Source organism: Leptospira fainei serovar Hurstbridge str. BUT 6 (assembly GCF_000306235.2).
Classification (GTDB): Bacteria; Spirochaetota; Leptospiria; order Leptospirales; family Leptospiraceae; genus Leptospira_B; species Leptospira_B fainei.
This window is the reverse complement of sequence record NZ_AKWZ02000003.1, coordinates 418,355-438,562: the sequence shown is the minus strand read 5'-3', so window position 1 is coordinate 438,562 and position 20,208 is coordinate 418,355. Positions and strand designations below refer to the sequence as shown.

The window sequence follows — 20,208 nt, the reverse complement described above, 5'->3', positions numbered from 1 at the left end:
TCTTGGAGACTCTATGCCGTACAACTCGAGACGGGTCTACCATATTTATCCCGCTTTTTTACCGGTTGTTCCCATTACCTTCTTGAGATATTGACCCGTAAAGGATTCCTTGATCTTTACTATTTCCATCGGAGTTCCTTCGGCAATGACTTGCCCGCCTCCGTCTCCTCCTTCGGGACCCATATCGATAACCCAATCCGCTTGCTTAATCACATCCAAATTGTGTTCGATAACGATCATGGAATTCCCGCGATCAACTAAGGTATGCAAGACAGTCATTAGATGACGAACGTCTTCAAAATGCAGGCCGGTAGTAGGTTCGTCCAAAATGTACAAAGTTTTTCCGGTCGGACGTTTGGAAAGCTCCGTCGCGAGTTTGATTCGCTGAGCTTCCCCTCCTGAAAACGTTGTTGCAGGTTGACCCAATTTGATATAACCCAGTCCGACCTCTTCCAAGGTTTCCAACTTTCGTTTAAGAGCAGGAATATTCTCGAAGAATTTCACCGAATCTTCTACCGTCATTTCCAGAATCTCGTAAATGTTTTTTCCTTTGAATTTTACTTCCAAAGTTTCCTGATTGTATCGTTTCCCTTTGCAAACATCGCAAGTAACGTAAACGTCCGGAAGAAAATGCATTTCGATTTTAAGAATTCCGTCGCCCTCGCAGGTTTCGCACCTGCCTCCGCTCACGTTGAAACTGAATCTTCCGGGTGAATAACCTCTGACTTTCGAATCTTCCAAACCTGCAAACATATCTCGCACGACGGTAAATAAACCTGTATACGTAGCGGGGTTGGAACGCGGGGTCCGACCGATCGGCGATTGATCGATATTAATGATCTTATCGATTTCTTCTAAGCCCGTGATTTTTTCATGTTTACCCGAGATGGTCCGCATTTTCATCACTTTATGAGCGGCGGCATTGTACAAGATATCATTGATAAGAGTGGATTTGCCCGAGCCTGAAACACCCGTGATCAGGACCAATTTCCCGAGAGGAATATCCACATTCACATTCTTTAAATTGTTTTCTTTGGCGCCGATTATCTTGATTTTTTTTCCGTTTCCGGAACGGAGCGAGTCCGGAATCGGAATAAACGCTTTTCCAGAAAGATATTTTCCCGTTAGCGAATTTTTATTCTTAGCTACCTCTGCAGGAGTTCCCGCGCAGACAACCGTTCCACCATGAACTCCTGCGCCGGGACCCATATCGATCAACCAATCCGCTTCTTCCATGGTCTCTTGGTCGTGTTCTACGACCAAGACCGTATTTCCCAGGTCCCTAAGATCTTTCAACGTATTGACTAATTTCGTATTATCTCTCTGGTGAAGTCCGATGGAAGGTTCATCCAGAATATATAAAACTCCCTGCAGTCTAGATCCGATTTGGGTCGCCAATCGAATCCTCTGCGCCTCTCCGCCGGAAAGAGAACCCGCCGATCGTTCCAAGCTGAGATACCCAACTCCGACATCGTTTAAGAATGTCAATCGCTGCTGGATCTCCTTCAGGATCGGCTTAGCGATAATCTCTTCGCTGCCTTTAGGCTTCATCGATTTTACGAAAGCTAACGCTTTTTCGACGCTGAATGCGGAGAATTTATCGATCGTAAGTTGGTTTACTTCGACGGCCAAAGTGACCGGTTTCAGTCGCTTCCCGTTACAGGCAGGACATGCATGATTTGTCATGAACCCTTCCAGAATTTGGCGCCTGGACTCGGAAGCTTCCTTATAACGTCTTTTCAAATTCGGAATTACGCCTTCGAATTCGCGACTGAATTCATAACGGGAATTCTCTTTTCGAAAATCATAATCGATCTTTAAGTTTCGATCCCCGTACAATACGGTTTTTTTGACTTTCTCCGGTAAATTCTTCCAAGGAGTATTATAATCGAATTTTAATGTTTTAGCCATCGAATGGACGGTCGTCAAAAACCAATAGCTATTGCTTTTCGAACCGGCCCAAGCCTCGATACAACCTTCCACCAGAGATAGTTCCGGATCCGTAACGAGAAGTTCTTCGTCGAATTCCAGCAGACTCCCCAAACCGTCACAGGTTTCACAAGCGCCGTAAGGAGAATTGAATGAAAATAACCTAGGCGAAAGTTCAGGAAGAGATTCTTCCGGATGGTTAGGACAGGAAAGCTTTTGGGAAAAGACATGGTCTTTCTTGCCGTCATCTACGATCAAAATTCCTTCCGATTGTTTTAATGCCGTTTCGACGGAATCCGCAAGTCTAGATCGAATTCCTTCCTTCATCACAATTCGATCCACTACGATCTCGATCGTCGCTTTAAAACTTTTTTTGAACGTAATCTCCTCGTCTAGAGTCCGAATCTCTCCGTTGATCCGAACCCGATTAAAGCCGTCCTTTCTGATCTTGTCTATTATATCCTTGTGCTCGCCCTTCTTTCCGGAGACGACCGGAGACATCAATTGAAGTTTGGTTCCATCGGGATAGGCACGTATTCGTTCCGTGATTTGATCGATGGAAAGAGATTGTATAGGAGTTCCGCAAATCGGGCAATGGGGCTTGCCGATCCTCGCGTACAAAAGGCGAAGATAATCGTATATTTCGGTTACGGTTCCGACCGTTGATCTGGGATTACGATGAGTGGTCTTTTGCTCGATAGAGATCGCCGGCGATAAACCTTCGATCAAGTCGAGATCCGGTTTTTCCATCTGACCTAGAAATTGTCTAGCATAGGAAGATAAACTTTCTACGTATCGTCTTTGACCTTCCGCGTAAATCGTATCGAAGGCGAGAGACGATTTGCCTGATCCGGATAATCCTGTTACGACGACGAGCTTATCCCTTGGAATGTCCAAATTGACGTTTTTTAGGTTATGCTCTCTCGCACCGCGTATCCGAATATGATCCAAATTCGTACCCTCTTACTTTTCAGAGAAAATAGTATTCCTTAGACTGAAAAGCGGTTTTCCTTCGTTAAAAATCCGTTTTCTCTTCTCCGCGGGAAAAATACATTGGTCGGCAAAAGGATTTGAGCATGCTTCGCACGATCGTTTCACTGATTTTTCTACCCTTCCGCATTTTGTTACAATTCTGGAGAATGCTGATTTATCGGTTTCGTAAAGGAGATCATTTCTTTCTCGAAGTTCCTTCAACCTTTTCCTACGAGAGAAAATCTCTTTTTGTAAGAATGTTGGTGTCTAAGGATGAAAGCCCGTTCTTTATCGATTTCCTCTTAGGATTGCGCACCCTCTCATTGGTTCCGGGACTAAAGAAAGTTTCCTTTCTCTTCGAAGCTCCCGAATACGGTTTCGGAGAGGCCTGGAATCTATGTAAATCGATTCAAGCTTTGAATGAGAAAGGAATCGTGACCGCCGGATTTTCTTTAGGAGGCGGGACAAAGTCGTTATTGCTCCTCTCCTACTGTAAAGAGAGATACGCAAGTTCGGCCTCCGAGTTTTTTCCGACCCTTCCTTCCGCAGAACCCTATTTCTTCGGGGAGACTGCAAAGAAAGCTGGCGTAGGAGTGGAAACATACGCAAGCGGCGCCTTCAAATCTTTTGGTGAAACCTTCCAACGATCCTCCTTTTCAGCGCCTGCTAAAAAGAACTTGGAAAACTTATTAAAAGATCAAAATGAATTTCTGAAGAAAGCGTTTTTAGAAACATCCGGACTTCCTTTATCCGTTCTCGAAGAACCCATCATTAGTTCGGAAGCCTTGCATAAGGTAAAATTTCTGACCGATTTGCTGGAAGAGGACGAATTCCAGGACAATTACTTATACGAAGGATACATAAGGGAGGAAGAAGCGGAGAAATCGGGAACTCCCAATTATAGACGATTTACCGCTAAAGGGCTTCGTCTATATTCGAGATTGCAGCAATTCAATATAGTCTCTAAATCGCTTCCGATCCTCGCGATTTTACCGATCCAGGGAAACATACTGCCCGATCTAGGTCGAGAGGAGGAGTTCCGTTCCAGACAGGTATCGTATCGTTATTATCAAAGTTTATTAAAAGAACTCAAAGACGATCCTAAAGTAGGTGCGGTCGTTTTGGAAATGAACTCTCCCGGTGGTTCGGCGCTGGTGTCCGAACTACTCTATCGTGAAATTCGAAAGCTCGCCGAAAAAAAACCGGTGTTTACGTACGTGCTAAATGTCGCGGCTTCCGGCGGTTACTATCTAGCCTGTGGAACCGAGGAAATTCATGCGACCCCTTATTCCGTGGTAGGCTCGATAGGTGCAGTGATGCTTCGATTCGATCTGAAAGGATTGTATAATAAACTCGGAATTAAAAAGGAACGAATCTCATTCTATCCGTACCGAGATATACTTTCGGAATATGGAAAATTGGGAGCGAAATCCTCCGCATTCTTGAAAAAAGAAGTTTCCCGATCCAGGGATTTATTCTATTCACGAGTCACGGAAGCTCGAAAAACTACGAATGCCGAATTGGAATCAAAATGGGGAGAAGGAAGAATCTTTTTAGGTCAGACCTTCTTGAAAGCGGGATTCTTAGATTCCTGTTCATCCTTTTTAGAGCTGCTGGAACGGATCAAAGAAAAATTAAATCTTTCTAAAGTGGATGTGAGATATTTGCCGGGCACTTACACATGGAAGGATCTAATCCAGGAAATGAAACCGAGTCTTTCTTTTACGGCTCTCGATCATTTCGGCTTGCCGACCGAATCTAAAAAACTTTTGAAGAAGCAGGAAATACTATTTTTTTCGGAGACCGCATCGGAAATTTCCCGGAACTAATTTCGGGAACCTTCGGACGCTTTTTTAATTCGATTCAAAAGAGCTTCTTGCCCTGCTCCGTTTGCGGGAGGAAAGCAATAGGCCTTGCGAATTCCTTTCTTATCGCAATCCCGGAAAAAGGAATAAAGCTCTCTCATATACCCAAGGTTATCGTTCACCCGAACCGCAAAAGCCCACCCTTCGGTGTTTATTCCTATACCGATCGCCGCCGAATTACGTTCAGGCTTAGGAATCGATTGAACAAAATAAACTTCGCATTCGGGCGCATAATGTTTATATTTTAGCCCGGGACTAACCGGTCGAGTCTCCGTTAAAGAGACGTCTACCGAAACAAGATCCGGTAAAATTCGACGAAGTTCTTCGACACCGTACAAGCCTGGACGAAGCAATCTAGGCGAATCTCCCGAAAGATCAACGACTGTCGATTCCAAACCGATCGTCGGTTCCTCCCCCTGCAGAATCAAATCCACTAGTCCGTCAAACTCCGCCACGGCATCCTCATATCGTGTGATGGAAGGACTTCCGGAAAGATTTGCGGAAGGAGCAGAAACCGGTCCACCGAAAGCAGCTAGCATTTCCGCACACAATTTATGGGAAGGAACTCGCACTGCGATCGTACTTAAACCTGTCGAATAAACGGACGCATCTTTTTTTCGCAAAATAATCGTAATCGGTCCCGGCATAAATTCCTGGATGATTCGATATGCATCTTGAGTGACTTCGGCAATCTCTGAAATCTGTTCCGGGTTCGCAAGATGAACGATGAGAGGATTGTCGACGGGACGATTTTTAATTTTGTAGATCGCTAGGCAGGCGGAAAGATTGCGTGAATCTGCTCCTAATCCATAGACTGTTTCGGTGGGAAACAGAACGATCCCTCCCTGGCGAAGAACGTCTGCCGCCAAGGAAGGATCGTTTGTAAAAGCCGTGTATTTACTTTTTGACAAGTTCCTGGGTATTTTTCGCTTCTTCCTGATCCTGTGCTTCGTCCGGTGGAGACTGCTTAACTTCCGGATTCTTAGGTTTGGTTTGGACTTTAGGTACCGGAGGAAGTTTATTGGTTACTAATAATTCCAAATAGGTGCTTATGCCGGGATCGTTATCCGATAAAAGTTGCCAGAAAGAAAATCCGCCGATATCATAAGAACGTAATAGAGTCATTTTTTCTTCAAAAGCTTTACGGTTCATAAAGAACGCGACTCTATCGCAACCTTCCGATTTATACCAGATACTCGGATCTTCGTATGTTTTTCCTTCGTGCACCCAGCTGAATTTTGAGAGATTCGTCCAAGTTCCCGAATTTTTATTAGCCGCCATCACCCGATCTATATTCGTAGGTTGATGAGTGACTCCTAGTTGCTGACGCTTTAAAGCATCGGACCAGTAAACCGATTTTATTTTGGCGTTACAATTCAAAGCCCAATCATATCCGTATGTCGGAATCGCCATATAAAGTTTCTTGGACGGCACTCTTTCTTTTGCGTACTCGATGATATTACGAATCCAAACGTTGGGAGCTTGCGGGCCTGGGCCCGGATTTCTATATTTACGGGGATGAAGCTCGTATGCCATTACTTTAATTCGGTCGGCATGTTGCGCGAGGAACGCATAATCGTGCGTCATCGGTCCTCGCCAATTCTCGGCGAAATCCATCTTAATTTTCTCTTTCAGACCTTTACAGGCTTTCAGACCGCTCTTTTTAGCTGCAGTCTTCGGGTGTACGGCAACGGAAAGAATTTTTCCTCTTTTATGAATTTCATTCGATAACAGAACGATAAATTCTTCGAATTTTTCCTTCTTCTCGCAGGACATTCCTTCGTAATCGATATCGATCCCGTCAAAACCGTACGTATCCACTTCGTACAATATATTCTGAATATGTTTATCGCGAATATCGCTCCGACCGTTGAGGCCGATATTCTCGGAAATTTTCTCGTTCTTATTTTCCCAGCGAAAAATCGTCGGAATGATTTTCACTCTAGGATTTAGAGTACGAAGTTCCGCCACTCGGGCATGCTTTTGGGAAGTCCCCCAAAGCGAGTACAAATCTCCGTTATTGGTTTCTCTCCCCTTAAACCCGTAGATAAAAGGATGAATTTCGTTATATAAATGAACGGTCTTTTTCATCGCTTCATAATCTGAAAACCAAGTGGAAGCGCGAAAAGAAACATCATCGTCGTTTAGAGGTAATGCCGGTTTCCCATCCGAATTCTGAGCTTCCGCGTTAGAAGCCTCTGTCGGGAAAAAATCGGTGGAATTCCACCATTTACCCAAGGATTCCCATGCGCTCGGTCCAACGGGAGATTTCAAACTCGGATTGGCCAATTGTATTGGAGAATTCTCCGAAGTTAGCGCGGATTTAGGAATGTCCTGCCCGGATCCCTTGGCTTTTAGAGCCTGCAGCCCTAAATAGAAAGAAACCCCCGAAAGACAGAGCCAGGCAACACTGACAAACGCAGTTTGCCAAACGGGAGTTCTTTTAGGAGGATAATAAGGAACAGGACGACTCAGTTCCTCGGGTGTGGTTTCTTCTTCGTAAGATTTCATTTGAGCTCTATGTATATATCGAATCGCGGAGGCAAAAAGTAAAGCACCGACTGCCTTCCAATGATTCTTTGTACGTTCAGATGTCAAATCTTTGTGCGGCAAAGCGCCTTTCTTTGATTGACAACTAGCAAAATCGGAAAAAATTTCCTTCGATGCAATTCCATAGGCCTTTTAAACTTTTCTTTGTTCTCAGCGCCTTGTTCCTTACCTTTCTTCTGATGGCGGAGGTGACTGGATCAAAGTGGATCCAAGCGTTAGGATTTACGATGACTATTGGAGTGATCCCGTTTCCGGTCACATTTATCGTAACGGACCTCTTGAACGAATATTATGGGAGACGAGGAGTTCGCTATTTGACGATTGTTGGGATGTTGATGATCGTCCTTGCCTATTTTCTTCTCCAGATCGATATGAATATTCCGGCGGTCGGGAATTCACCGGTGGACGATCATTCCTTTCATGTAGTTTTCACGAATACTGGACAGGTGATCGCCGGATCAGTGATCGCCTATCTTATCGGACAGCTAATCGACATACAAATCTTTCACCTAATTCGTAAAAAAACTAAAAACAGGTTTATTTGGCTTCGAGCTACCGGTTCTACGATCGTTTCTCAATTACTGGATTCTTATGTCGTAATTTTCGTCGCGTATTGGGGACAATACGAGCTTGGAGTCTTGAATTCCATTTCTTCCACAAACTTCGTTTATAAAATGGCGATCGCAATCGGTATCACTCCGATTATCTACCTTTCTCACGCAATCATAGAGAGATATCTCGGAGAAGAGGCTCATAAAATGGCGGAGCACGCTTTAAAAGAAGGCAGAGAAGACGCGCAGCCCTTCCCTGGATGAAATGTCGAATGGAGATTCCGCAGCGGCTCCGATTGAGGCCCGCTCGGAAGCATCTTTGCGTTAGCTTTTCTTCGGAATCGGAATCAATAGACTAATTCGGCCGTTTTTTTCGACTTTGTAGGAACTTCTACACCTCTTTGAATCGACTATCCGGTAAAATACAGCCAAATTCTATTCCCCCACGGATCTAAAAAAGAAGTATAAGCTTCCGCATTCATTTCGAGCGAAAAACCCCGTTCGAGCAAACGACTTGAGAATTCCGCCTGCAGAGTTCTAGAAATCTTCCAGATCAAAGTTCCAGTGGAAACCGGACATTCGACAGTTTCTCGACTAAATATGACCAAGTTATTCTTCGAAAATAGAACTTCCGCATGGCCCATTTTTGCCTGAAGAACTTCGCCCTGAAAAAGATCGGCATATAAGGTAGAAGCCACTATGCAATCGGAGGCCCGAAAACTGGAAGCGTAGAATTGCGGTGAATTCATATTAGCCTTTGTCTAATGTAAGAGGATTTAAGACAATCAGCAGCCGATTAAATGGGTTTACGGCTGGATTTGGAAGAGAAATTTGGAACCAAGGAAACGAGAACGGCATGAACCCTAGTCTGGATTACGTACGCATCTTTGATACAACTTTAAGAGACGGGGAACAATGCCCCGGAGCCGCTATGAGCGAAAACGAAAAGATCGAAATCGCACTTCACTTAGCGCATATGAATATCGATGTGATCGAAGCCGGATTTCCTGTCTCCTCTCCCGTTCAATTCCAAGCCGTAGAACGAATTTCTAAGGAAGTGGAAGGTCCGATCATCGCTGCTTTGGCACGCGCTATGCGCGGAGACATAGAAGCAGCTGCAAAAGCCGTCCGACCTGCTAAAAAACAAAGAATTCATACGTTCATAGCTTCCTCTCCCATTCACATGAAATATAAACTCGGCAAAGAGCCGTCCGAGGTTTTAAAGATGGCAGTTGAAGCCGTGCGAATTTGCAAAGACTTCGTGGATGACATCGAGTTTTCACCCGAGGATGCCACACGCTCCGAACGTGAATTCTTACGGGAACTCTGCGAAGCGGTTATCGAGGCCGGAGCTACTACGATTAATATTCCGGATACTGTCGGTTATACAACTCCGTACGAATATGGGGATCTCTTTCAATTTTTGATCCAGAAAGTAAGTGGATCGGAAAAAGCCATTTTTTCCGCTCATTGCCACAATGACTTGGGATTGGCGACTGCCAATAGTCTCTCGGCGATTCGAAACGGCGCCCGCCAAGTTGAATGTACTGTAAACGGAATCGGAGAGCGAGCCGGAAACACTGCAATGGAAGAAGTTATCATGTCACTCCGTACTCGTAAGGATACGTTCGGAGTTCAGACTCGGATCAATACCGAAGAAATAGCCAAAGCTTCTTACTTAGTAAAAACCATAACCGGTATGGTTGTCCAACCGAATAAGGCCATTGTCGGCGCCAACGCTTTTGCCCATGAATCTGGAATTCACCAAGACGGCGTTTTAAAAAATCGCGAGACTTACGAAATCATGACTCCCGAATCGGTCGGAATCCATTCGAATAGAATGGTTTTAGGCCGACATAGCGGACGGGCCGGTTTTAAAGACAGAATTATCCGTTTGGGTTTTGATCCTCAAGCCGACGAATTGGAAGCGGCTTATCTTCGGTTTTTGGAAATCGCAGATCGGAAAAAGGAAGTCTTTGATGAAGATATTCGTGCGCTCTTTGCGGATGAATCCAGAAAATCTTCCGAAGACAAATATGTATTAGAAAGTTTTCATGTAACGACCGGAACAAAAAGTACACCGACCGCCAGCATCCGACTTTCCATTCAAGGAAATACAAAGGAAGAATCGGCCACTGGCGACGGTCCCGTAGATTGCATATTCAAGGCAATACAGAAGGCCACGGTATCGGACGCACAGTTATCTCGTTTAGTGATATCTCCGGTAACCGAAGGGCAAGATGCATTGGCGGAAGCTTCAGTTACTTTGGAAAGACATGGAGAACGCGTGGTCGGCAAAGGAAGCTCTACGGATATTATCGAAGCTTGCTCTCAAGCGTATATTTCCGCTCTCAATCGATTTTCGATAAGCTAAATTCCTTCACGAAATCCCAAGCGAATGACGTTCGGTAACGTTTTTCGCGATAGAAAAACCGTTGCGGGATTTTTGCACAATTAAATATTCTATAAGTAGAACACTCGTTCTGTTTTGAATGAGTAAGGAGAATGCTCCCTATGTCTTCTTTAGACACCTCCTCTATTTTTCGTCCGATACAATTAGGATCGGAAACAATCCCGAATCGAATCATAATGGGCTCCATGCACTTAGGATTAGAGGGCTTGCCTCAAACGGCGGATCGAATGGCCGCTTTTTACGGCAAACGCTTCGAGGGCGGAGTCGGATTAATCACTACCGGCGGAATCGCAGTCAATGCGGCGGCAAAAGGCTCGAATATCTTTTTCGATTTTCAAAAAGAGGAAGATTGCAAAGAGCTGGAACGAGTCGCCTTAGCGTTAAAACCGCAGGGAATTTTTTGCGCACAACTCTTTCATGCGGGCAGATATTCTTATCATCGGGAACTCGTGGCGCCTTCGGCCATAAGAGCGCCGATCAATCGGTTTATTCCCAAAGAATTGTCGACAGAGGATGCTTGGAGAACGATTCGAGATTTTGGATCTTCGGCTCTCCGGGCCAAGCAAGTAGGCTTTCGAGCCGTGGAAATCATGGCCTCGGAAGGATATCTGGTAAACCAATTCTTCTCGGAGGTAACGAATAAGAGAACCGACGAATTCGGAGGATCTCCCGAAAACCGAAGACGATTTGCCATCGAAGTAATGAAAGAAGTACGAAAGCAGGTCGGGGCCGGATATCCCGTCATCGTACGTATGTCCGGTATCGATCTCATACCGGGAAATCCGACATTTGAGGAAGTCGTCGCTCTAGGAAACGAACTCAAAGCCGCAGGTGCGGACGCATTGAATATCGGTATCGGCTGGCATGAATCCAGAATTCCTACGATTTCTCAATTAGTTCCGAGAGGAGCTTGGGCAAAGATTGCGGGAAAAGTGAAGGCATCCGTCCCTGGAATTCCGATCATCGCCTCCAACAGGATCAATATGCCGGAGACCATCGTTCAGGTTCTCGCGGCAAATGAAGCGGATATCGTGAGCATGGCGCGTCCCTTTCTTGCAGATGCGGATATCGTAAATAAAATCAAAGCGAATGAAACCGAGAGAGTAAATACATGCGTCGCATGCAACCAAGCTTGCTTGGATCATACGTTTAAGGAAGAAATGGTATCCTGTTTAGTAAATCCATCCGCCAATCGAGAGATGGAATGGAAAAAATTACCGCAGGCTAAAAAGCAGAAAGTAGTCGTTGTCGGTTCCGGCCCGGGTGGAATGGAATCCGCCAGAGTTGCGGCTCTAAGGGGGCACGAAGTTATTTTGCTGGAAGCTTCCGATAAACTAGGAGGACAACTAAACCTTGCCGCTTCGATTCCCGGAAAGTTCGAATTCTTTGAGACCGTCCGCTATTTTAAAAACGAATTACCGAAGGTCGGAGTGGAAATTCGACTCAATACTCGAGCGGATCTGCCCCTTCTAGATTCTCTTAAGCCGGATGCCGTCATCTTCGCGACCGGTGTTTTACCCCGTGATCTGAAACTCCCCGGTTTAGAAAAAAAACCGCACGCTAGCTATGTGGAATTCTTAAACGGAACCTTTAAACCCGGAAAGTCGGTTGCGATCATCGGAGGCGGGGGAATCGGAGTCGACGTCGCTCATAGACTGACCGAGGAAAAAGATCCCGATATTCCTTCCTATTTTCACCGTTATAATGTAGGATCTTATACGCAAGCCCATATTCTGCCGGAAAAATCGGATCGTAAAGTCTCCATCCTACGGCGGAATGGAAAGGTCGGAGCAGGACTAGGACAAACTACTTCTTGGGCTTTACTCCAAGAACTTCAATCCAAAGGGGTGGAATTCCTCTCTTCCCTCACCTATAAAGAGGTGAATGAAAAAGGATTGGTGTTCGAAAGCAAGAAAGAAGGCGAGAAAACGTTGGAATGCGATGCGATTATTCTCTGTGCCGGCCAAGTAAGCGATGCTTCACTTTACGAATCATTCCGCAAAGACAAACCTTCCATTCCTAGCTACCTGATCGGGGGAGCAAAAGACGCCTCAGGAATCGACGCAAAGCGCGCAATGCTCGAGGGTTATCTCGCCGCAACTCGGATCGGCGTGGAACAAAACTAAGCGATAGACCAAAGCCATTTCTAATGAACGGATGCAATCCAAATCGCGTTAACTCATTTAGAAATGGTTTTGTTTTTCGCAAATCGAATGTTAATGGTCTTTTTTGCCCGTCTCAATCCATTCGATTTTATTAAAACGAGTGTAGCATCGCTCGCTACTGCTTCTTTACAAAAAACTGAAATCCTTTCGGGCAACCTGCAAATTTTGAGAAGAACAAGTTATAAATTCCTTTTTAAAATAATCCAAACAGGTTTTGAATCTCTCTCTCCCTATGAAGATTCGATATGCCCACGGACTCTATTTTGAAAATTTAGACGATCGCGCTTTAGACGGCAAAAGAGGAAAGGAACTAACAATGAATTTCCGAGTCGTTTCCATCGGGATTCACTTTCTTTTAACATTTTATGGCCTACAGATGGCAATCTTCAGTCTTTACCGTTGACTTTTTCGGTGGTTATAGCTAAATGGAGAACGGTTTTGTTCCGTAGCAGATACTCAATTTAGGCTTCCGTCTAGAATAGAAATTAATAGGTCCGGTAAAATGAAGGTTTATTCAGCGGAAAGAGTTCCCAACTCGATAGATTATAACCTCTATGTGACGGAGGGTAATTCTAAGGTTCGACTAATATTGCAAGAACCGAATATTTCCGGCTTACAAGAGCTTCCGGCGCAAGATAGAGTGCTGCGCTATCTCTCATATACGATTCTCTTAAACTATACCGGAGATCCGGTTTTCTCCTCTAACTGTACGAATCGATTCCTCAACTTTTTGAACGATATCATCCATCGCGATTCTTGGTTCTTTTTGGCAAATCGAATCGAGCAATTCATCAAGGATTTTGAAAACTTCGGAGTGGAAATTTCGTACGACTTTTGATAATGGACGAAAAATCTGATTGTCCATCAGCCGTCTAGGAATAAACTACCCCATTAGACGGTACCGGAACCTTCCCATCCCGATCCTGGGGAATCCCCGAAAAATGGAGCCTGATCTCATGAATCCTAGAGTCGTTACTTTTCACTATACTTTAAAGGACAATCAGGGAAACCTAATTGATTCTTCGGAAGGAAGTCACCCGCTCTCTTATTTGGAAGGTGTCGGACAAATTATAGCGGGCTTAGAGGAAGAGATCAAACAACTCAAAACGGGAGATAAAAAAGTCATATCCGTCGATGCAGATCGAGGATACGGCAAAAAGAACCCTGAATTAGTCTTCGACGTTCCGAAAAGTCAATTCCCCCAAGATGAGGAACTCACGGTCGGAATGATGTTTCAAACCGACGAGCCGGATACTGTGTACACCATTACTGAAATTAAAGGGGAAAGCATTATCGTCGACGGCAATCACCCTTTAGCGGGAGTCGATCTAGTTTTCGATGTTCAGATCGTGAATACTAGAGAAGCAACTGACGAAGAGATCACTCACGGTCACGTTCATGGAGAGGGGGGACACCACCACCATTGATTCGTCGATGACCGTTCTCGAGGATCTAAACGAAAAACAAAAGGAAGCGGTAGAGACCACGGAAGGCCCCGTACTTTTGATAGCCGGGGCGGGAACTGGAAAAACCAATACTTTGGTTCACCGCTTAGCCAAATTAGTATCCAACGGCGTTTCTGCCGAAAATATTCTGCTTCTTACCTTCACCAAAAAAGCGGCCCGCGAAATGTTAACGCGAGCCGTTTCAGTTTTAGACAAACGTTGTTCCAAAGTACACGGTGGAACATTCCATTCATTCGCGAGTCATATTCTCAGAAAATACTCCCCCGTTTTAGGAATCTCTCCTCAATTTTCCATCCTAGACGAATCCGATTCTATCGACGTCTTTCAATTGATTCGATCGGAAGGAAATTACGCGGCCCAAAAACTTCGATTTCCTTCCAACGAAACCTTATTATCCCTTTATTCGAGTTCCATCAATACTGGAAAAGATCTTCCGGAACTTTTAAAGACTGAAAGTCCCAAATTTTTAGATCAGGAGAATTCCATTCGGAATATTTTCTCCGATTACAAATCATATAAGCGGGAACGATCTCTACTAGACTATGACGATTTGCTGTTATTCGCCCGCGAATTGCTGACCGAGCACGACGCAATCAGGAAGAAGCTGTCAGAACAATATAAATACATAATGGTGGACGAATTTCAAGATACGAATAAATTGCAGGCCCATATAGCTTGCCTGCTGGCTTCTGAACACGAGAATATTTTCGTGGTGGGTGACGACGCCCAGAGTATTTACTCTTTTAGAGGCGCGAACGTAAAAGGAATCTTCGATTTTCCCAAGATTTTTCCGAATACAAAAACGATTTTCCTGGAGAGAAATTACAGAAGTACTCCATCGATTCTAAATCTCGCAAATGGAATCCTACTTAATTTCTCCGAAAAATACGAGAAATATCTGTACACCAAGAACGAAGATTTCCGCAAACCGTTATTATCGGGATTTCCGGACGAGTTGGACGAGGCTGAAGGCATTGCCGATAGGATTTTGGAAAGGAGAGAGGAAGGAATCGCACTCAATAATATGGCGGTATTGTTTCGATCCGGTTGGAATTCCAATCAGCTGGAGTTGGTTTTGAATTCCAGAAATATACCGTATCAGAAATTCGGCGGAAAGAAATTTATAGAAAGCGCCCATGCAAAGGATTTTCTTTCCCTTCTTAGAATTCGGGAAAATCGATTGGATTCCGTTTCCTGGCTTAGGATACTATTACTGCTTCCCGGAATCGGTGCGGCTAAAGCTAAACTTATCCTGAACGAACTGAGTAAGTCCGGCGGTGATTTACAAACGGTCCGCATCTTGCACAAAGGGACGATCTCTTCCGATTTGCAGAAGTTAAGCGATCTTCTCAACCGTGCCGATTCCAATCCGACAGTAATTTTGGAGAATTTTCTAGGGTTCTATAAGCCGCTTCTGGAAAAAAAATATGACGACCCGAAACGTAGAATGGAGGATCTAAATTCCTTTCTCACTCTTTCTCAAAGATACGAAACTCTTCATGAGTTTTTGGTGGAAATGAGCTTGGAAGGACCGAATCGAAGCCTCGATAAACTGGTTCCGGAGGAAGAAGACGAAGATGCCTTGGTTTTATCTACCATCCATTCTTCCAAAGGTTTAGAATTTGATACGGTATTTCTTTTGAATGTGACCGAAGGTTCGTTCCCGTCGGGACGAGGAGAAAAAAATATCGAGGAGGAGCGTAGATTGTTTTATGTAGGAGTAACTCGCGCGAGAAAATCTTTGACACTCACCTATCCGCAAGCGTCCTCTTCCCGTAGCGGTCATAATTTCAACCGCCTCTCTCGCTTTATCGAGGAATTAAAAGAGTCCGAGAAAATTTTAGAAAGAAACTTCTTTCCTAAAATTGACGCCGCGGCAACCTCTCACGCAGAAATTCAATCCGATAACCGTAGTTCGGAAACGGAAGCACGAAAAAGAATTCGAGATTTTTTCGGGTCCTAGAATGATTCGCCCGGAAGATTGGGAATCGCTTCTTGCCGAGACTTGGATTTTCATTTCGCAAAACTCTAAGAGGCCTCCCCCTCCCTTAAAACGGATCGAGCTTAAATTTTATCCTTATCGAAACGGAACTAGCTCCCTCCAATTTAAAAGCGGAATTTTGACGGGGAAACTGCACGACTCGTTTAAAAACGCCGATTCGGTCACAGCGGAAAGTTTAGCCAGATTATTAATTTCCCGTCTATTGAGACAAACTGTGGATATTAGCTGGAAAACCGCCGTTCAAGAACACTTAAACGGAATTCCTAGACGCGCGGCTCCCGCTAAGAAATATTCCGCGAAAGGAAATCATTACGATCTGGATCGAATTTTTCTCAAGATAGCTAATAAATATTTTCCAACGCAAACATTGAACCCCATTCGAATCGAATGGTCTCCTCGAAGAGGAGAGCGGCGAATCGGAACATATGACAAAGAAACTCTTACAATACGAATTAGCCCCGCTCTCGATCATTCCGATGTACCCGAATTCGTTTTAGAGCACGTAGTTCATCACGAAATTCTACATCACCTTTTCCCGATCCAGCGCAGAAAAAATCGGAATATTATCCACGGATGGGAATTTAAGAGAAAAGAACGGGAATACGATCGTTACCAAGAAGCGGTGCACTGGCTTAAAACGAGTTATCATTCGTTTCTTTTAAGAAATGGGCGAGGCTCCGGTAGTAAGAAAAGAAAACCGTCGCGAAAAAGATTCTTATTCTCGTATCGTTAGGTAAGGCATCTTAAAAAAAAATCCCGCAAGGCGAGAGATTCTGCGTATGCGATTGCAAAAACCGCGACGGAAATTGAGTCCGATTCTCTTCTGTGTTATAAGCAGTAAAGCTTCGAAGAAGCTAAGCATAAATTCCTTTAAGTACGTTCCGATATTTTATACGTTCATTCTTAGTTTTTCTTTTTTACTTTTCTTGACGTTGCCGAGCATAACGATGAATATTAAGGTAAGAATGAAAGCGAAGTATTTACCTCTGCTAACTCTGTTGCTTTTCGGGTTTCCGGTCGCGAGTCAGTCCTTTTATTCCACCGGAACCGAAGCGGGCTTTTTCGATTCCTATCGATTAACGGGTGGAAGTCCATTGGTTCCGAATTACCAAAACTATTCCCCTAACTTTCGCAGCGAAGTTCCTTTAACTGTCGGCGGAACTGAAACGGCTACCGCCGCGGATCGAAAGAAAGAAAGAGATCGTTTAGAACTCCGTAGAAGTTTCTTAAACTGGCACCAAGGATTAGGACTGCTTACCTGGGGATTTTGGCTCGCTACAAACCTGGCCGGCGAGAGAGCCTTATCGCATCTTCACCGAGAATACCAACCGTTTGCGGATTTCGTTCTTCTATCTAATCCCCAACAGAATCTATTAGCTTATAATTTAATTCTAAATGCTTCTCCATGGACTGGAGATCCCGGCGGCAATACGCATAAATCATTAGCCGGAACTACGTTTACGTTATATGCACTGTCGGCCGGGTTGGCTTTCTTAGCTCCGAGCAATACATTGGCAAGGGAGCCCGGCCTAACTACCATATTCACGCACAAGGCTATGATCTGGATACACCTTCCTGCAATGTTGGCCCTACCCTTTCTCGGTCAAGAAGTGCCGAAAAATGGCCCGGGAGCGGCGCATAGAATGGAAGCGGTCGGGTGGACAGGATTTGCTGCGTTTACAATATCTATCGCAACTTTCTATTTTTAAGGATTAAATCATGAATCGTATTTTTGGCATCGTATCACTTTTCCTTTTATTATCTTTCTCTTCAAATCTAAGTTCCGAAGATTTAAAACTTTCGCAAAAGACCTTGAAGTTTACCGTCATCCATCCGTTTAAGACGGTGCACGGCGTTTGCGGAGAAGTTAATATCACTCCGACGACCTTTTCCAGCGGCGCCAATGGAGTTCAGCTTCCTAAGGCTGTAAAAATAGAAGCTCCCCTCAAGGAATTTAGATCCGGTGATGAAAACCGAGATTCACATATCCTTGAGAGTCTCGGTTTTCCTGAAAATCAAAGCGTTTCGTTTTCCTCCACGTCTATCGATATAACGGACGGAGGTTGGCTGGTGAGCGGAAATCTAACTATAAACGGCGTAACGAAACCCGTAAAAACCAAGGCTAATATTTCCTCGAACAACGGTCAGATCGAAGTTTCAGGAAAATTTCAGATCAAAATGGGAGACTATCAGATTACTCCGCCTAGCCTCCTGTTTGCAAAAGCGAAGGAGGAAGTTGAAATCGAATTTTCCTTTATACTAAAGCCATAATGAAATTATTATTGTTGGTTAAGTAATTTACGAATCCCTGCTTCTAGTCCATCCACGCTCAAGAAAAACATCGGAAACACTTTCTTGAGTTCGTAAATCGTCGGAGCGTCCCAATATCGTTTCGGTTCCGGATTCATCCAAATGCTGTCGTGAAAATGATCCTTGATTTTCTTAAAACTGTCCAAGCCCGATTCCGGTTCTTCCGGAAGGCGATGATCGGATCTAAATCTCGAATGATAAAATCCGTAAGCAGGATCCGTCAATTCGTAAGGGGCCATGTAGGCGTCCCCAACCACGATCACTTTCGTATCGTCCTTATGCTTCTTGAAGATCGATTTTAACGGAATCGGATACCTCAGATCGCCCCTTGGATAGACGCAATCATATATGGAATTGTGAAAATAATAGTATCCGAATTCCTTAAAATGATTCATCTGATGACTTGCCGAAAAAAGTTTACTGACTCTATCCGCATACGGGGTCATGCTACCGCCCGTATCCATCAATAATAGTACCTTGATTCCGTTTTTTCTGGTCCGTTCAAAAACCAATTCCGTATCGCCTGCATTTCGGCATGTCGCGTCGACCGTCTTCACAAGATGAAATTCCGGAATCCCTTCCTTTCTTAAATTTCGGAGTCTTTTTAAGGCGACTTTGATTTGGCGGACGTCCAACTGCTCGTCAGTACGATAGTCCTTGTAACGTCTCTCCATCGCCTGAAAAATTGCCGACTTGCCGCCGCCTTCCCCGCCTATTCGGATTCCACCGGGATTAATACCGCTATGACCGAACGGAGAAGAACCTCCGGTTCCGATCCATTTATTGCCGCCGTGATGTGCCTCTTTTTGATTTTTCAGGCGATCTAAGAACTCTTCCCAAAGTTTTTCGGGAGGAATTAAGCTCGGTGGAAGTTTATTCGGATTATCGAATATCCGCGAAAGCCAATCCAGAATCTCTTGCCGTAGAGATTCTCTTAATACTCCTCGATCTCCGAACATCTCTGAAAATATCTGATCGAAAGAATCATAATGCTTAACGTCTTTGATTAAGCAAAGTCGTGAAACGCGATAGAATTCGTCCAGAGTCAGATAAGGTTTGTTACCGGTTAGCCCGTCCGTCGCGCGAAGAAAATCGAGCAATTCGATCGTAGAGAGAGGAAGACCGGCGGCCTTTAGTCTATAAAAAAATGGAAAAAACAAGACGATGCCCTACCGGAATAACCGCAAGTCTTCCTCATTCTTAACCAATGCGCCTAGATAAGGAATATTTCCATCTTCGGGAAGTTTAGCTCCCATATGGACCAATATTTGGATCCAGTCCAAAAGTTCACTCGTCCCCGGTTTTTTCTTCATATCATCCATCCTTCGGATAACGTAGAATGCCTCCAACGCTCTCTTAATAAGCTCGGTTTCTATTTTAGGAAAATGAGATTTAACGATCTCACTCATAAAAGCAGGATCGGGAAAATCGATATAATGAAAAATACATCTCCTCAGAAAGGCCGCGGGCAGTTCCTTTTCGTTATTGGAAGTAATAATTGTTAAAGGACGAACTCCCGCTTTAACTAAACGGCCGGTTTCTTGAACGATGAATTCCATCCGATCCAATTCGAGAAGAAGGTCGTTCGGAAATTCGATATCCGCCTTATCGATTTCGTCGATAAGGACAACGGATGGGTCGGTAGATTCGAATGCTTCACCCAACGCTCCGAGCCGAATATAATTCTCTATATTCCGAACTTTATCCTTGTCTTCGGTAAATCTAGAGTCATTCAAACGCGAAACTGCGTCGTAAAAATAAAGACCTTCTTTAGCTTGGGAAGTGGATTTGACGTGCCAGGTATAAAGTCTACGTTTCAATTTAGCCGATAGATATTCGGCAAGTAATGATTTACCGGTTCCCGGTTCTCCCTTTAATAAAAGAGGTCTTGAGGTGATTTCCGAGACCCGAACGGCCTCCTCCAATTCCGGGGACAATAAGTAGGTTTCGGAACGGTTTGTTTCTATCGTCATGCAACTTTCCTA

General features: G+C 44.4%; 16 protein-coding genes. 10 read left to right on the top strand and 6 right to left on the bottom strand.

Going from position 1 to position 20,208, the window contains the following annotated elements; translation table 11 throughout:
• Positions 1 to 45 precede the first annotated feature (45 nt).
• Positions 46 to 2,880, bottom strand: a complete 2,835-nt coding sequence (uvrA, locus tag LEP1GSC058_RS06130) for an excinuclease ABC subunit UvrA (protein ID WP_016548713.1) — start codon at positions 2,878 to 2,880, stop codon at positions 46 to 48.
• Positions 2,881 to 3,005: 125 nt separating this feature from the next.
• Here uvrA and LEP1GSC058_RS06125 point away from each other — a divergent pair, with 125 nt between their 5' ends.
• Positions 3,006 to 4,730: a S49 family peptidase gene (locus LEP1GSC058_RS06125; protein ID WP_016548487.1), complete on the top strand. Its 1,725-nt coding sequence runs from the start codon at positions 3,006 to 3,008 to the stop codon at positions 4,728 to 4,730.
• Here LEP1GSC058_RS06125 and LEP1GSC058_RS06120 read toward each other — a convergent pair.
• The gene (locus LEP1GSC058_RS06120) at positions 4,727 to 5,677 is read right to left on the bottom strand and encodes an L-threonylcarbamoyladenylate synthase (RefSeq protein WP_016548394.1); all 951 of its coding nucleotides are present in this window, start codon (positions 5,675 to 5,677) and stop codon (positions 4,727 to 4,729) included. The two genes, LEP1GSC058_RS06125 and LEP1GSC058_RS06120, sit on opposite strands and share 4 nt — an antisense overlap.
• Entirely contained in the window at positions 5,664 to 7,277 is a 1,614-nt protein-coding gene (locus LEP1GSC058_RS06115) for a glycosyl hydrolase family 18 protein (protein ID WP_039948114.1), read from the bottom strand. Before LEP1GSC058_RS06115 ends, LEP1GSC058_RS06120 begins: the two co-directional genes overlap by 14 nt.
• Before the next feature lie 152 nt (positions 7,278 to 7,429).
• On the opposite strand from LEP1GSC058_RS06115, the gene LEP1GSC058_RS06110 reads away from it, so the two are divergent.
• Entirely contained in the window at positions 7,430 to 8,131 is a 702-nt protein-coding gene (locus tag LEP1GSC058_RS06110) for a queuosine precursor transporter (protein ID WP_016548728.1), read from the top strand.
• A gap of 146 nt (positions 8,132 to 8,277) precedes the next feature.
• Here LEP1GSC058_RS06110 and LEP1GSC058_RS06105 read toward each other — a convergent pair whose 3' ends face one another.
• Positions 8,278 to 8,616: a hypothetical protein gene (locus tag LEP1GSC058_RS06105; RefSeq protein WP_016548717.1), complete on the bottom strand. Its 339-nt coding sequence runs from the start codon at positions 8,614 to 8,616 to the stop codon at positions 8,278 to 8,280.
• Positions 8,617 to 8,723: 107 nt separating this feature from the next.
• On the opposite strand from LEP1GSC058_RS06105, the gene LEP1GSC058_RS06100 reads away from it, so the two are divergent.
• The 8 genes from LEP1GSC058_RS06100 (at position 8,724) to LEP1GSC058_RS06065 (ending at position 18,184) form a co-directional block, all read left to right on the top strand.
• Positions 8,724 to 10,241, top strand: coding sequence for a 2-isopropylmalate synthase (locus LEP1GSC058_RS06100; protein ID WP_016548534.1), 1,518 nt, complete (start codon positions 8,724 to 8,726; stop codon positions 10,239 to 10,241).
• A gap of 140 nt (positions 10,242 to 10,381) precedes the next feature.
• Positions 10,382 to 12,406 (top strand): oxidoreductase, encoded by a 2,025-nt coding sequence (locus LEP1GSC058_RS06095; protein ID WP_016548333.1) that lies wholly within the window; start codon positions 10,382 to 10,384, stop codon positions 12,404 to 12,406.
• Between the two features lie 541 nt (positions 12,407 to 12,947).
• A complete protein-coding gene (locus LEP1GSC058_RS06090; RefSeq protein WP_039948058.1) occupies positions 12,948 to 13,283 on the top strand; it encodes an LIC14007 family protein in 336 nt (111 codons plus the stop codon).
• Between the two features lie 118 nt (positions 13,284 to 13,401).
• Positions 13,402 to 13,872 carry an FKBP-type peptidyl-prolyl cis-trans isomerase gene (locus LEP1GSC058_RS06085; RefSeq protein WP_010419665.1) on the top strand — a complete coding sequence of 157 codons (471 nt, stop codon included), beginning with the start codon at positions 13,402 to 13,404 and terminating at the stop codon, positions 13,870 to 13,872.
• Positions 13,873 to 13,879: 7 nt separating this feature from the next.
• Positions 13,880 to 15,874, top strand: coding sequence for an ATP-dependent helicase (locus LEP1GSC058_RS06080; protein ID WP_016548672.1), 1,995 nt, complete (start codon positions 13,880 to 13,882; stop codon positions 15,872 to 15,874).
• A 1-nt stretch (position 15,875) separates the two neighbouring features.
• A complete protein-coding gene (locus LEP1GSC058_RS06075; RefSeq protein ID WP_016548439.1) occupies positions 15,876 to 16,646 on the top strand; it encodes a SprT-like domain-containing protein in 771 nt (256 codons plus the stop codon).
• Between the two features lie 214 nt (positions 16,647 to 16,860).
• A complete protein-coding gene (locus tag LEP1GSC058_RS06070) occupies positions 16,861 to 17,622 on the top strand; it encodes a hypothetical protein (RefSeq protein ID WP_016548699.1) in 762 nt (253 codons plus the stop codon).
• A 10-nt stretch (positions 17,623 to 17,632) separates the two neighbouring features.
• On the top strand, positions 17,633 to 18,184 hold the full coding sequence (locus tag LEP1GSC058_RS06065; protein ID WP_016548473.1) for a YceI family protein: 552 nt from the start codon (positions 17,633 to 17,635) through the stop codon (positions 18,182 to 18,184).
• A gap of 8 nt (positions 18,185 to 18,192) precedes the next feature.
• Here the strand turns inward: LEP1GSC058_RS06065 and LEP1GSC058_RS06060 are convergent, their stop codons facing one another.
• Entirely contained in the window at positions 18,193 to 19,383 is a 1,191-nt protein-coding gene (locus tag LEP1GSC058_RS06060; protein WP_016548386.1) for a hypothetical protein, read from the bottom strand.
• 9 nt (positions 19,384 to 19,392) lie between these two features.
• Complete coding sequence (locus tag LEP1GSC058_RS06055; protein ID WP_016548525.1) at positions 19,393 to 20,196, bottom strand: AAA family ATPase; 804 nt, start codon at positions 20,194 to 20,196, stop codon at positions 19,393 to 19,395.
• Between the last annotated feature and the right edge of the window lie 12 nt (positions 20,197 to 20,208).

Coding starts and splice junctions, on each gene's coding strand:
- LEP1GSC058_RS06125 (WP_016548487.1), top strand. CDS start 3,006: ATGCTTCGCACGATCGTTTCACTGATTTTTCTACCCTTCCGCATTTTG.
- LEP1GSC058_RS06115 (WP_039948114.1), bottom strand. CDS start 7,277: ATGAAATCTTACGAAGAAGAAACCACACCCGAGGAACTGAGTCGTCCT.
- LEP1GSC058_RS06110 (WP_016548728.1), top strand. CDS start 7,430: ATGCAATTCCATAGGCCTTTTAAACTTTTCTTTGTTCTCAGCGCCTTG.
- LEP1GSC058_RS06105 (WP_016548717.1), bottom strand. CDS start 8,616: ATGAATTCACCGCAATTCTACGCTTCCAGTTTTCGGGCCTCCGATTGC.
- LEP1GSC058_RS06100 (WP_016548534.1), top strand. CDS start 8,724: ATGAACCCTAGTCTGGATTACGTACGCATCTTTGATACAACTTTAAGA.
- LEP1GSC058_RS06095 (WP_016548333.1), top strand. CDS start 10,382: ATGTCTTCTTTAGACACCTCCTCTATTTTTCGTCCGATACAATTAGGA.
- LEP1GSC058_RS06090 (WP_039948058.1), top strand. CDS start 12,948: ATGAAGGTTTATTCAGCGGAAAGAGTTCCCAACTCGATAGATTATAAC.
- LEP1GSC058_RS06085 (WP_010419665.1), top strand. CDS start 13,402: ATGAATCCTAGAGTCGTTACTTTTCACTATACTTTAAAGGACAATCAG.
- LEP1GSC058_RS06080 (WP_016548672.1), top strand. CDS start 13,880: ATGACCGTTCTCGAGGATCTAAACGAAAAACAAAAGGAAGCGGTAGAG.
- LEP1GSC058_RS06075 (WP_016548439.1), top strand. CDS start 15,876: ATGATTCGCCCGGAAGATTGGGAATCGCTTCTTGCCGAGACTTGGATT.
- LEP1GSC058_RS06070 (WP_016548699.1), top strand. CDS start 16,861: ATGAATATTAAGGTAAGAATGAAAGCGAAGTATTTACCTCTGCTAACT.
- LEP1GSC058_RS06065 (WP_016548473.1), top strand. CDS start 17,633: ATGAATCGTATTTTTGGCATCGTATCACTTTTCCTTTTATTATCTTTC.
- LEP1GSC058_RS06055 (WP_016548525.1), bottom strand. CDS start 20,196: ATGACGATAGAAACAAACCGTTCCGAAACCTACTTATTGTCCCCGGAA.